We start from the raw sequence: 13,193 nt of genomic DNA on the forward strand, positions 1-13,193 counted from the left end.
AAAAGGGCAGGCGTTTCAATCGCCTGCCCGCTCACTACATACTTTGAAATTCAGTCCGTCGTCATAAAAAAGATACACACGATAGACTCTCCATTACTTACCCGTCCTCAGGGAACTTTAGCTATGGAGAGCAACTACCTTGATCCCGCCAACAACCGACCAACTCATCAGATACAGCAAAATAATATTGATGGCCTATTTCAGTTTTTTTGGCCTGCTGGTGATGTACAGTAACTTTACCGACTATGCATCCAATTATGAATATGTCGGTCATGTCCTAAGCATGGACACCACTCGAGAAAAATCAAACCTGAGTTACCGGGCAATTACGTCACCCATACTCCATCACCGGATCTACTGGATCATTATCACCCTGGAAGTTACTTATACCGTTTTCTGCCTACTGGGCACTTATCATCTTTACCGAAATAGGTATGCTTCTCCCAAGGACTTTCACGAAGCAAAAAAGTTTGCGATCATCGGACTATTAGTCGCCATGTTTATCTATTACGTCTGCCTCCAAGTCATCGGCGTCGAATGGTTCAACATGGATGAGTCACACACCTGGAACGCCAAGGACTGGGCCCGCCACATTGTCGATTTTATAGTGCCGTTACTGATTTATGTGGCCATCAGGATCGAGCGCTGAGCGTTCAGCGCTCGATCAACAGCGAACCTCACGCCAACTTGCCGCGCCCCTGCACCATCAACGCCTTGGGTTTACGGAACACCAGCACATTCCCCAACATCACCAGCACCAACCCCACCAGCGCCGGCGCAGTCCATTGATAGCCTTCGACAAACGCCGACACATTCAGCGCCACCACCGGAAAGAGTACGGTGCAGTACGCTGCCCGCTCCGGGCCCATGCGCCCGACCAGCGTCAGGTAGGCGGTGAAGCCGATCACCGAGCCCGGAATCACCAGGTACAGCAACGACCCGATGTAGCGGGCATTCCATTCCATGTCGAACGGGATGCCTTTGACCAGACACCACACCGTCAACATCGCCGCGCCGTAAGCCATGCCCCAGGCATTGGTGGTCAGGGGTTTCAGGCCGGCCTTCTGTTGCAGACTCGACAGCATGTTGCCGGCCGAGAAGCATAAGGTTCCGAGCAGCGCCAAGCCCAACCCGAGCATGGTTTCAGGGCTGGCGGTATGACCGGCCAGCTCTGGCCAGAACAACAGGCCCAACCCGAGCAAACCCAGAGCACCGCCCATCAGTACATTGCGAGCGATTTTCTGACCGAAAAACACCCGTGCGTTGAAGGCATTCCAGAGGGTCGCGGTGGAAAACACCACGGCGACCAGACCGCTGGGAATCCATTGGCTGGCGGTAAGAAAGCACATGAAATTGATGCAGAACAGGCACAAGCCCTGCGCCAGGCAGATCAGATGCCCGCGACGGTTCATCACTTGCAGACGGCGGCTGAGCAGCAACATCACGAACAACACCAATGCGGCAAGGCCGAAGCGATAAACGATCGACACCGGAATCGCCACCACGCCCAGTTGCCATTTCAAGGCAATCCAGGTGGTGCCCCAGATCAGCACGGTCAGTAGATACAACGAAATGTTCATGGTGAAGACTCCTGAATAGGCCTTCAGTGTCCGGCGCGAAACCCTTCTGCACTTGCATAAACTTGCGCTTTTGTCGGCCGGCGGGCTGGCAGGCCAACCTCTACGGAGTAGGATGCAAGGCGTTGGAGAGAACCAATCATGGCCGCACTGGAATCCTTGCAAGTCTTTCAAGCGCTTAACCGCTCGCCCAATGCTCGTCTGGAGCACAGCGCCGAGCTCGGTGACGGCATGGCCGCAGCTTTGTGGAACAACCACCATGATGCCCAGGACTACGAAGCGCCGAGCCATCACACCTTGTCTTGCTACATCGCCGGCGGCACCGGCACCTTTCGCCGCGACCAGCCCGGTACCAAGGGCGGCCCGGACAAGCTGTGCATCCTGCCGGCCGACCATCAGTCGGGCTGGGTGATCAATGGCGATATTCGCTTGGCCCACCTGTATTTCAGCCCCGAACAATTTGCCCTTGGCTGCGTCACGCTGCTGGATCGCGAACCACGGGAATTGCAGTTGCGCGAGCGCACGTTCCTCGAAGACCCGCCGCAAGCCCGGCGCTTTCGGCAGTTGATCGCCCTCAACTGGGATGAGCCGGGCGAACGCCTGCTCACCAGCAGCCTGGCCCACGAAATGCTCAGCCATGCCCTGCTCAGCCAGGTCGGTGTGCGTGAGGGCTTGCGCCTCAAGGGTGGGTTGGCGGCGCATCAGCGGCGGCAGTTGGTGGAGTTCATCGACCATCAAATGGCCGAAGCCATCAGCCTTGGGCAATTGGCGGGGTTATGTGCGCTGTCGGAATACCACTTTGCGCGAATGTTTCGTGTGAGCTTCGGTTTGCCGCCGCATCAGTATGTGTTGGCTCGGCGACTGAGCCGCGCGCGGGAATTGTTGCGCACAACGTCGCAGCCGTTGGGGGATATTGCGTTGGCCTGTGGGTTTGCCAGTGCGAGCCATTTCACCAATCGTTTTCGCCAGGCACTGGGTGGTACGCCTGGGGAGTATCGGCAGGCGTTTTTGCGGTAGCGCTGCAATCCAGTGGATTTTCGGCGCCTGTGCGGCCGCCTTCGCGAGCAAGCCCGCTCCCACAGGTGACCGAGTTCTTTCAGAGGAATTCGGTCGAATGTGGGAGCGGGCTTGCTCGCGAAGAACGATGACACGGTCTCCAGATCAGAGAAACCGGCGAGGAGCCGATTGCCGGATGCAGGCCCCGCCCCTACAATGCGAACAATTCTTGTTCTCTAACGTATCAAAATGCGTCTGGAGCGGTTCCGTTGTCGTCAGCCACTACCGTCGAAGTCCTTTATCACGCCCATCACAACTGGCTCACCGGTTGGCTGCGGCGCAAACTCGGCTGCCCTGACAGCGCCGCGGACCTGGCCCAAGACACGTTCATGCGAGTGCTGGCGGCACGGGAAACGCCCCAGATCATCGAGCCGCGGGCATTTCTCACCACCATCGCCAAGCGCGTGCTATTCAATCATTACCGCCGTCAGGATCTGGAGCGCGCCTACCTCGATGCGCTGGCGCAGATGCCGGAAATCGTCGCGCCGTCGGAGGAGGATCGGGCGATCATCCTGCAAACGCTGATGGAACTCGACCAGTTGCTCGACGGTTTGCCGCGCCTGGTCAAGCGCGCCTTTTTGCTGGCTCAGCTCGATGGTTTGACTTATCCACAGATCGCCACCGAACTCGGCATTTCCATTGCCACCGTCAAACGGCACCTGAACAAAGCGGCGATGCGCTGCTACTTCGCACGATGAACAGCCCTGCGGATTTCTCCTCTCAAGTGGCTGAGCAGGCCGTACGCTGGTGGATGGCAATCCAGCAAGGGCCGTTGAACCCGCGCCAGCAAGTCGCCTGGCAGCAATGGCTCGATGCTCACAGCGAACATCGACGGGCCTGGGAACATATTCAGCGAGTCAATCAACGCTTGCGCGGTTTGTCTTCACCGCTGGCCCATGCCGCCCTCAACGCACCGAAATCCTCCGGCCGTCGTCAGGCGTTGAAGCTGTTGCTGATTCTCGGCGCGGGTTCGGCGGTCACTTGGGGCATGCGCGAGCACACTCCGCTGACGCCGTTGCTGGCCGACTACCGCAGCCCGATCGGCCAGCGACGTAAAGTGCCGCTCGGCGATGGCAGCCAAGTGCAGCTCAATACCGCCAGTTCGGTCGATGTGCGAGTCGACGGCCAGCAACGGCTGATCCGCTTGCTCGAAGGCGAGATGCTGCTGACCGCCACCCAAGCGTTTCAAGTACAGACCGCACAAGGCCTGTTGAAAACCCAAGGTGGGCGGCTGAATGTGCGGCAGTTTGCCGATCACACTCAGGTGGCGGTGTTCGAAGGCAGCGTCGAATTGACGCCCGATGGCGGCGCACCGCTGATGCTGCAAACCGCCCGGCAGTTGAGATTCGGCGTACGCGGCATCGGCGCTCCCCTGCCACTGGACGCCAACAGCGGCGCCTGGGCCGACGGCATGCTGGTGGCCGCGCATATGCGCCTGGGGGATTTTCTCGATGAACTCGGTCGCTATCGCCGGGGGCAGCTTAATTGCGCGGCGAATGTTGCCCACCTGCTGATCTCCGGGACTTATCCACTGGACGACAGCGAGCGGATTCTTGATCTGCTGGAAATCAGTTTACCGGTGAAGGTGAGGCGTTTTACCCGGTATTGGGTGACGGTTGAGGCGCGCGCGTAAATGATCGTTCCCATGCTCTGCGTGGGAACGATCTTCAAAAAGATGAGCCGTTTTTCAGATCTGGCGTGACAGAGAAGGAAAGCCCCCTTGATTCAACCTTCTCAGGATCGCCTTTCATGCAACCCATCCGCGTCACACCGCTAACCCGCACCTTGCGCCAACTCTTGCTGGGCGCCAGCCTGAGCTTCGGCGCTCTGCCCCTGGCGCATGCCGCTGACGCCAAGCCGTACCACATCGCGCCGTCCTCGCTGGAGAACGCCCTCAACCAGTTTGGCCGTGAAGCCGGCGTGCTGATCTCCTTTGGCTCGCAAGTCACCCGCGGTGTGCAAAGTCGCGGCCTGGAAGGCAACTACACCCCTTCCCAGGGCTTGAACGCGTTGCTCGAAGGTACCGGCCTGCAAGCCCGCGCCGAGGGCGACAATGCTTTCAGTCTGCAACCGGCGGGTGATGCGGCGCTAGAGTTGGACACCTCGAAAGTGGTCGGCGACTGGCTCGGCGATGCGGCGCAAACCAACGTCTTCGAACATCCCGGCGCTCGCGACGTGATCCGGCGCGAAGAATTCGAACGCCAGGGCGCGACTCAGGCCAAGGATGTGCTCAATCGCATTCCGGGGGTCAACGCGCCAGACAACAACGGCACCGGCAGCCATGACATGGCACTGAACTTCGGCATTCGCGGGCTCAACCCTCGGCTGGCTTCGCGCTCCACGGTATTGATGGACGGCATTCCGGTGCCCTTCGCACCTTATGGTCAGCCGCAGCTTTCGTTCGCGCCGATCAGCATGGGCAACATGGACGCGGTCGACGTGGTGCGCGGCGGCGGTGCGGTGCGCTACGGGCCGCAGAACGTCGGCGGTGTGGTCAACTTCGTGACTCGCGCCATTCCCGATGAACCGACGGTCAAGGGCGGCTTCCAGACCGAAACCAGTCCATCATCCAGCCATGATGGCTTCAAAACCACCGGCAATTTGCTGGCCGGCGGCACGGCCGATAACGGTCTGGGCGGCGCGATTCTGTACTCGGGCACCCGTGGTGGCGACTGGCGCGAACACAGCGACACCGAAATCGACGACCTGATCCTCAAGGGCAAGTACCAGCTCGACGAGGCCAACAGCTTCAACGCCATGGCCCAATACTACGAAGGCAAGGCGGACATGCCCGGCGGGCTGAACGTCGCCGATTACGACGCTGACCCGTACCAGTCGACCCGCCCGAAAGATCAGTTCTGGGGCCGCCGCACGATGTTCAATTTCGGCTATCGCTATCAGGAAGATCGCCGCGAGTTCACCGCCAATACCTTCTTTACCAAAACCCTGCGCAGCGGTTATCTGGACCAGGGCACGTTCCTCTCGCTGTCGCCACGCGAGTATTGGGTACGTGGCCTGGAAACCCGTTTCGCCCAAGGCTTCGACCTCGGCCAAACCAGCCATGAAGTCGGCGTCGGCTATCGCTACATCAACGAGGCCGGCCACGAACTGCGCTACCGCACGCCGATCGCCAGCAACGAACTCCCGACCACCAACAGCCGCAACGACCGCGATACGCGGGGTGGCACCGAGGCCAATGCGTTCTTCGTCGATGACCGGATCGACATCGGCAAGTGGACGATCACGCCTGGCATCCGCTACGAGATGATCGAGTCGCAGCAGACCAACAACCTGACCAACGTGAAATACAAAGGCGACTACAACACCGCCCTGCCGGCGTTGAACGTGCTCTATCACCTGACCGACAGCTGGAACCTCTACGCCAATACCGAAGGTTCATTTGGCAGCGTGCAGTACAGCCAGATGCCTAACCGTGTGACCAGCGGCGAAGTCAAACCGGAGAAGGCGCGCACCTGGGAGCTGGGTACCCGCTACGACAATGGCGCGTTGCGTGCCGAGATTGGCGCATTCCTGATCAATTTCGACAATCAGTATGAAAGCAATCAAACCAATGACTCGGTGATCGCCCGTGGCGAAACCCGCCATCAAGGCATCGAAACCAGCATCAACTACGCCCTCGACGATTTGAGCCCGGCGCTGGCCGGTTTCGATGTGTACGCGACTTACGCCTATGTCGACGCGACCATCCGCGAAGACGGACCGAACAAGGGCAATCGCGTGCCGTTCTCTTCGAAACACAAAGGCACGGTCGGCGTCGGTTATACCGAAGGCGCGTGGAAACTGAACCTGGACAGCAGCTATCAGAGTGACCAGTTTGCTGACAACGCCAACACCTCGGCCGAAAACGCCGATGGCAACACCGGCAAGATTCCGGGATACATGTTATTCAGCAGCCGCGCCGCATATGACTTCGGGCCGAAACTGTCGGATCTGAATGTGGCGGTGGGGGTGAAGAACATCTTCAACCACCAGTACTTCACCCGCTCGTTCGATGACAACAACAAGGGCAAATACGTGGGTGAACCGCGGACGGTGTATGTGCAGACTTCAGTCGCGTTTTGATTCCCTGTGGCGAGGGGGCTTGCCCCCGTTCGGCTGCGTAGCACTCGCAGAACCTGCTGTCCGGTTTTTCCTGACACAACTCATTGGATGGTTTTGGGACTGCTACGCAGTCCAACGGGGGCAAGCCCCCTCGCCACAGAAGCTCCCTCGCCACAGGTTTCCATGGAACCACAGGAGCCGGCGAATACCATAAACAAGAACGGGCCTGCAATGCAGGCCCGTTTTTCAGGTGGAGAGAAAGTGGGAAGGTAAAAAGTAAATCAGGCCTCAGCCGTTTTGTGCAGCCTGTTCGTTCTCGAGAAACTCGTCTTCCAGCAGCGCATCGGCCGTAGGCCTTTCGAACGGCACCACAGCGGCACGTGGTTTGCCCCGCAGTTTGCCGAACAGATGTTCAAGCGCATGTTCGAGTTTTTCAGCCGCACCGTCGATCGCCAGTTCCAGGTTAGCGGCTTTATGGGTAACAGAAATCGGTTGATGGCCTTTTGGCCGCGCTTCCAGCTGACAGCGCATATCGTGGGGACCGGGCTTGTCGCCGTTCTCGTCCCGCAGGTGAACCTCGACGCGGGTCAGGTCCTCTTCATAACGTTCGAGCGTGCTCTCAATGGTAGTACGTACCCACTCCTCCAGTCGGATGCTGCTTTGAATATGGTTATCGCTATTGACTTGGATTTGCATAGTTCATCCCTTATTTCAGCTAGCTCGCGAGAGGCCCTTCGGCTGGCCCTTGGGCTTCATCACCGTGACCTCTTGGTTACACAATCGGTGTGTGCGCAGAACATTTCAACCCCTAAAAAAAGATAAATATTCATTCGCAAAAAAAGCCGGACAACGGGTAAAAGCGCTGTTAATGTCGGGAGTTGGGTCGCCCCTGGCTGATGCTCCAGGCTGCTGTCACATCGGCCGCTCCGCCAGCGGGTGCAGGCTACGAAATATCCCCGCTTCTTCCACCAGCCAGTCATGCACCGCGCGCACGCCCGGATGGCTCAGCGCGCCCGGTGCATAAAGCAGCACGTAACGCTTGTGATTGGGCACCGCCAGGCCAAACGGCACGATCAACGTCCCGCGCTCGAGTTCATCGTTGAGCAGCGTTCGCCGCGCAATCGCCACGCCCATCCCGGCAATCGCCGCTTCAATAGTCAGGTGATTGCGATTGAAGGTATGCCCGCGCCGCACATCCGCGCCTTCGAAGCCGATGGCGTTGAGGTAGAACTCCCATTCCGCGTATTCGTAACTGCCGCGCCAGGCGGTGATGTCGTGCAGCAACGGAAAATGCACCAGGTCTGCCGGGCCGTGCAGCGGCGGCCTTGCGCGCAAAAGGCTTGGGGCGCACACCGGAAAGATCTGCTCATCCAACAAGGTTGTGGATAACAATCCCGGATAACTGCCGTCATTGAGGTCGATGGCCAAATCGAAGTCGCCCTCATGCAATGGCACGCTGCTGTCTTCTGCCACCAGCCGCAATTGAATGTCCGGAAAACGCTGTTGCAAACGCGGCAACCTGGGGGTCAACCACTTGCTCAGGAACGATGGAATCGAGCGCAATCGCAAAATCCCGGTGATCATTCCCGCATCCAGTCGTCGCAATTCCGCATCGATGCTGCCGTAGGCTTCGTTGACGGTGATAGCCAATCGCTGGCCTTCAGCGCTCAACTCCACACCCCGGGCGCGACGATGAAACAGGCGAAAACCTAGCCGCTCTTCCAGTTGGCGAATTTGCTGACTGACCGCCCCCGGCGTGATGTGCAGCTCTTCGGCGCAACGGGTGAAGGACAAGTGCCGCGCGGCACACGAAAACACGTGCAGCCAGACGTAGGTCTGGGCGTGCAATTGGCGACTCATCGTTTAGTCCTGCTAAAGGCTGTCTTAGGAAGTTTCGTTGGTCACGTAGGACCGAGGTTGGCAGTATCGCCCACCTTGCGCTTGGCCTACAAAAATGGCGGCGATTTCTCTTCCATTGCTTGTATAGGCTTTAGCATGGCTATCAGTGTTTTCGATCTCTTCAAAGTCGGCATCGGTCCGTCCAGCTCCCATACCGTCGGCCCGATGCGCGCCGCCGCAACCTTCGCCCAGGCACTGATTGACCAACATTTACTGGCCGACGTACGGCGGGTAAAAATCCGCCTCTACGGCTCCCTTTCGGCCACTGGCGTCGGTCACGCCACCGACCGTGCCTGCGTCATGGGCCTGATGGGCGAATGGCCAGACAGCATTGATCCGAACTCAATCGACAGCCGAATCCAAACCTTGCGTGAAACCGGCGAACTGAGTCTGGCCGGCAAATCGGCCATTGCCTTCAACTGGCAGCGCGATCTCCTGCTGCTGGACGAGAGCTTGCCCTACCACCCCAACGCGATGTCTCTGACAGCCTTCGGTGAAACCGGTGAGCTGTTCGAGCAGACGTACTACTCGGTGGGTGGTGGTTTCATCATCGAAGCAGCAGAAGCCGAGTCCGGCATTGCGCCGGCCAGCAATGTGGTCCTGCCCTACGATTTCTCCAGTGCCGCCGAGTTGCTCAAGCTCTGCAACCAGCACGGTCTGCGGGTTTCCGAGCTGATGATGGCCAACGAACGGGCCTGGCGCAGCGACGCTGAGATCCGTCAGGGCTTGCTGCATATCTGGTCGGTGATGCGCGAGTGCGTCGAGCAAGGTTTGCGTCACGAAGGCATCCTGCCCGGTGGTCTGAATGTTCCGCGCCGCGCCGCGAAATTGCACCGCAGTCTGTTGGAAATCGGCAAACCGAATGTCATCAGTTCCACCCTGTCAGCCATGGAGTGGGTCAACCTGTTCGCCCTCGCCGTGAACGAAGAGAATGCGGCTGGCGGACGCATGGTGACCGCGCCTACAAACGGGGCGGCGGGGATCATTCCCGCCGTGCTGCACTACTACATGAAATTCAACCCGGACGCGTCGGACGATGACGTCGTGGCGTTCTTTTTGGGCGCTGCCGCTGTAGGCATTCTCTGCAAGAAAAACGCCTCGATCTCCGGTGCCGAAGTCGGCTGCCAGGGTGAAGTCGGCTCCGCCTGCGCCATGGCTGCCGCCGGCCTGGCCGACATACTCGGAGCGACTCCCGAGCAACTGGAAAACGCCGCCGAAATCGGCCTGGAACATAACCTCGGCCTGACCTGCGACCCCGTCGGCGGTCTGGTGCAGGTGCCGTGCATCGAGCGCAACGCAATTGCTGCCGTGAAGGCGATCAACGCCACGCAAATGGCCCTGCGCGGCGACGGCAAACACTTTATTTCCCTGGACCGGGTGATCCGCACCATGCGCGATACCGGCGCCGATATGCACGACAAATACAAAGAAACTTCACGGGGCGGCCTGGCTGTCAGCTGGGTGGAGTGCTGAGGAGCACTCCCTGACCGTCTGCAATACGTGAGCCCGAGCAAGAATAATAACGAGGCAAAAACGATGACCGATGTACGTACACCTGCTGCCGATAATCCTGCTGTAGATCTGACACACAATAGAGAAATAACCCACAAAGGCTGGAGCAAACACGACACCACCTGGATGCTTGGCCTCTATGGCACGGCGATTGGCGCCGGCACATTGTTCCTGCCGATCAACGCCGGCGTCGGTGGTTTCTGGCCGCTGTTGCTCCTGGCGGTACTGGCCTTTCCGATGACCTTCTTCGCCCACCGTGGCCTGACGCGCTTCGTGTTGTCCGGGCGTTCCGGGGACATCACCGAAGTGGTGGAAGAACACTTCGGTATCGGCGCCGGCAAGCTGATCACGCTGCTGTATTTCTTCGCGATCTTCCCGATTCTGCTGGTGTACAGCGTGGCGCTGACCAACACCCTGAGCAGCCTCATGGAGCACCAGTTGCACATGACACCACCGCCTCGGGCGATTCTGTCGCTGGGGCTGATTCTCGGCTTGATGGCGATCGTGCGTTGCGGTCAGGGCGTCATCGTCAAATGCATGAGCGTGCTGGTTTATCCGTTCGTCGCCGCGTTGCTGCTGCTCGGCGTCAGCCTGATCCCGAACTGGAACGGCGCGTTCTTTGCCACCGCCAGTGAAGGCATGCCGCTGCCGCTGTTCTTCAAAACGTTGTGGCTGGCGATTCCGGTGATGGTGTTCTCGTTCAACCATTCGCCGATCATCTCGGCCTTCGCCGTCGATCAGAAACAGCGTTACGGCGAACAAGCCGAACGCAAAAGCAGCGGTATTCTCGCGATCGCTCACGTCATGATGGTCGTCACGGTAATGTTCTTCTGCTTCAGCTGCGTGCTGGCGTTGTCCCCGGCTGATTTGGCCGCTGCGAAGGCGCAGAACATTTCGATCCTGTCGTACCTGGCCAACCACTTCCAGACACCGGTCATCGCTTATGCCGCACCGTTGATTGCGTTGGTGGCGATCACCAAATCCTTCCTCGGCCATTACATCGGCGCCAGCGAAGGCTTTCAGGGCCTGATCGTGAAAAGTCTGCGTGGCCGTGGTCGCGTTATGTCCGCCAGTTGGCTGAACCGCATTACTGCGCTGTTCATGATCCTCAGCTGCTGGGCCGTCGCGACTTTCAATCCGAGCATCCTGGGCATGATCGAAACCCTTGGCGGGCCGATCATCGCGTGCCTGTTGTTCCTGATGCCGATGTACGCCATCCGCCGCGTGCCGGCCTTGCGCCAGTACTCGAATCAGGCCTCGAACGTGTTTGTGGTGTTGATCGGTTTGATTGCACTGTCTGCGATCATCTACTCGTTCATGCCCTGAAACGGGCAGGCAAAAAGAAGGCGGGCCACAGTGCCCGCCGTTTTTTTGCCGTATCCATTGTCCGACAGTTTTTCCGGCATGCCCCTTGCTGTATCCCCTACGCGGCACGGAAGAAAGCGCATGAACATGGAAAGCCGGTGGTCTGGTGTTGCGAACTAATCCCGATCACGGCCGTCAACAACTGCACGTTCAATCAGGCGGTGACGCATTATGGACAATCCTTTTCAGCTCATTACCGATGCCTTTGCACCGGATTATCAAGTCAACCTGAGCATTCAGGGGCTGGACGGCAGCATCATGCTGACCCTCTCCAAAAGTGGCCGCGTGGTGGCCAAACGGATGATCAGCGCCGAACAGCGCAATGATCCCAAGCGCCTCAAACGCCTGGTACAAAGCATTCAATTCGGCATCGCCATCGAACAAGGCCACAGCGCCGTGGCCATCCTCGAAGCCATGACCGACGGCGACAATCGCAACCCGCCGCCACAGGTCAAGTCCCGGCCCCGACCTTCAATGGGGCTTTAAATCTCGCCCTTCTCCACTTCGGGATGCTCGCCGGAACCCGCACCGATCTTGCGTTGCGGGTGTTCGATCTTCACCGAAGGGAACTGCGACGAGGCGTAACGCACCACCAGAATCGCAAACGCCAGCAGCAGAATCCCGCCGCACAGATAGATGATCCCCAGGTCCGGCGGATTGTGGTGCGAGACGTTGGAGATCAACAGCCGCGTCAGCGCGGTGATCGCCACATAGATCAGGAAACGCACCGGCATGTGGTTGGTCTTGAAGTAAATCCCGACCATCGCCCCCAGTTCCAGGTAGATGAACAGCAGCAAGATGTCATCGATCTTGATATGCCCCTGTTCGAGCATTCCGAGGAATTCCATTACCGCCGCCCACGCGGTCACCGCACCGATGGCGAACAGCGCCAGGTAGTGGAAGGTCTCGACGAACAGGTTGCCCAGGGACTCGGCCAGTTGGTGCACGTTCTGCCGCAGGTTCTCGGCCCAGTTGATTTTCACTTTGATTGTTCCTTAGCTCGGTTCGAGCGGATGATGCGGGTTGGACGTGACGGTTGTTCTGCATGCAGAAAAAAGGCCAGAGGCTGTTGGGTGAGATGATGGCTGCGTGACATGAGACACGTTAGTGGCGTTTGGACGGGCCCCATCGCGAGCAGGCTCGCTCCCACAAGCGATCTGCGGCGTTCACAAAACCATTGTGGGAGCGAGCCTGCTCGCGATGGGAGCAACACGGTTCACCTGACAAACCCTGAATTCGGTCTACATTAAAAAGCCACTACCCAAAGCGCAGGGATTCGCTTATCCTTTTCGCTGTATATAGATACAGTAGTCGAAACAGACAACTAATGTGAAGGCATGTGAGGTGGTGAATGGCCGTCGAAGTGGTATACCGCAGCAGCCGAGATCTGGAGCGCTTGTTCATGGATAAAGCCGAAGCTGACCGTCATGACAAAATGCTCGAACTGGCCGAATTGCTGGCTGAAGTGTTGCAAAAAGCCGTTCCGTCCCTGACCGAACAGCAAGTGGAAGAAGCCGGGATCTACATGGCGAAGAACCGTGATGTGTTCGCCAAGGCGTTCAAGAGCCAGCCGGACGCACTGTCCGAACTACTGAATGCACCCGCCGAAGCCATTGAACCTGTTAAAGCCACTGAACCTGTTGAAGTAGCTGCACCAGTTGAAGTAACGAGCGCTGAGCCGACCAAGCCAGCCAAAGCTGCCAAGACACCCAAGTAAGCAAT

General features: G+C 58.6%; 12 protein-coding genes and 1 pseudogene. 9 read left to right on the plus strand and 4 right to left on the minus strand.

The window, feature by feature from the left end; genetic code table 11:
* Positions 1-139 precede the first annotated feature (139 nt).
* On the plus strand, positions 140-649 hold the full coding sequence (locus tag ACQKPC_RS04395; RefSeq protein WP_427623261.1) for a DUF2165 family protein: 510 nt from the start codon (positions 140-142) through the stop codon (positions 647-649).
* 28 nt (positions 650-677) lie between these two features.
* On the opposite strand, the gene ACQKPC_RS04400 is transcribed toward ACQKPC_RS04395, so the two are convergent.
* Positions 678-1,580: a DMT family transporter gene (locus ACQKPC_RS04400; RefSeq protein WP_427623263.1), complete on the minus strand. Its 903-nt coding sequence runs from the start codon at positions 1,578-1,580 to the stop codon at positions 678-680.
* 138 nt (positions 1,581-1,718) lie between these two features.
* On the opposite strand from ACQKPC_RS04400, the gene ACQKPC_RS04405 reads away from it, so the two are divergent.
* The 4 genes from ACQKPC_RS04405 to fecA all read left to right on the plus strand — a co-directional run bounded on the left by ACQKPC_RS04405 (position 1,719) and on the right by fecA (position 6,716).
* Entirely contained in the window at positions 1,719-2,594 is an 876-nt protein-coding gene (locus ACQKPC_RS04405; protein WP_427623265.1) for a helix-turn-helix transcriptional regulator, read from the plus strand.
* Between the two features lie 248 nt (positions 2,595-2,842).
* On the plus strand, positions 2,843-3,331 hold the full coding sequence (locus tag ACQKPC_RS04410; RefSeq protein WP_427623267.1) for a sigma-70 family RNA polymerase sigma factor: 489 nt from the start codon (positions 2,843-2,845) through the stop codon (positions 3,329-3,331).
* Complete coding sequence (locus ACQKPC_RS04415; RefSeq protein WP_427623269.1) at positions 3,328-4,266, plus strand: FecR domain-containing protein; 939 nt, start codon at positions 3,328-3,330, stop codon at positions 4,264-4,266. The genes ACQKPC_RS04410 and ACQKPC_RS04415 overlap by 4 nt, the downstream gene beginning before the upstream one ends.
* A gap of 116 nt (positions 4,267-4,382) precedes the next feature.
* The gene (gene fecA, locus ACQKPC_RS04420; RefSeq protein WP_427623271.1) at positions 4,383-6,716 is read left to right on the plus strand and encodes a TonB-dependent Fe(3+) dicitrate receptor FecA; all 2,334 of its coding nucleotides are present in this window, start codon (positions 4,383-4,385) and stop codon (positions 6,714-6,716) included.
* A 267-nt stretch (positions 6,717-6,983) separates the two neighbouring features.
* Here the strand turns inward: fecA and ACQKPC_RS04425 are convergent, their stop codons facing one another.
* The gene (locus ACQKPC_RS04425) at positions 6,984-7,391 is read right to left on the minus strand and encodes an HPF/RaiA family ribosome-associated protein (protein ID WP_008070486.1); all 408 of its coding nucleotides are present in this window, start codon (positions 7,389-7,391) and stop codon (positions 6,984-6,986) included.
* A 216-nt stretch (positions 7,392-7,607) separates the two neighbouring features.
* On the minus strand, positions 7,608-8,555 hold the full coding sequence (locus ACQKPC_RS04430) for a LysR substrate-binding domain-containing protein (RefSeq protein WP_427623273.1): 948 nt from the start codon (positions 8,553-8,555) through the stop codon (positions 7,608-7,610).
* Positions 8,556-8,690: 135 nt separating this feature from the next.
* On the opposite strand from ACQKPC_RS04430, the gene ACQKPC_RS04435 reads away from it, so the two are divergent.
* From ACQKPC_RS04435 to ACQKPC_RS04445, 3 genes are all read left to right on the plus strand, one after another.
* Entirely contained in the window at positions 8,691-10,067 is a 1,377-nt protein-coding gene (locus ACQKPC_RS04435; protein WP_427623275.1) for an L-serine ammonia-lyase, read from the plus strand.
* 63 nt (positions 10,068-10,130) lie between these two features.
* Positions 10,131-11,432, plus strand: coding sequence for a serine/threonine transporter (locus ACQKPC_RS04440; protein WP_427623277.1), 1,302 nt, complete (start codon positions 10,131-10,133; stop codon positions 11,430-11,432).
* Between the two features lie 210 nt (positions 11,433-11,642).
* A complete protein-coding gene (locus ACQKPC_RS04445; protein ID WP_427623279.1) occupies positions 11,643-11,957 on the plus strand; it encodes a DUF3509 domain-containing protein in 315 nt (104 codons plus the stop codon).
* Here ACQKPC_RS04445 and ACQKPC_RS04450 read toward each other — a convergent pair.
* The gene (locus tag ACQKPC_RS04450; RefSeq protein ID WP_007903272.1) at positions 11,954-12,454 is read right to left on the minus strand and encodes a phosphate-starvation-inducible protein PsiE; all 501 of its coding nucleotides are present in this window, start codon (positions 12,452-12,454) and stop codon (positions 11,954-11,956) included. The genes ACQKPC_RS04445 and ACQKPC_RS04450 overlap by 4 nt on opposite strands.
* 368 nt (positions 12,455-12,822) lie before the next feature.
* On the opposite strand from ACQKPC_RS04450, the pseudogene ACQKPC_RS04455 reads away from it, so the two are divergent.
* Positions 12,823-13,077 (plus strand): annotated as a pseudogene (locus tag ACQKPC_RS04455) (YebG family protein); the annotation flags it as partial.
* Positions 13,078-13,193 lie beyond the last annotated feature (116 nt).

It is taken from the genome of Pseudomonas sp. NPDC089918 (genome assembly GCF_050280605.1).
Taxonomy (GTDB): Bacteria; Pseudomonadota; Gammaproteobacteria; order Pseudomonadales; family Pseudomonadaceae; genus Aquipseudomonas.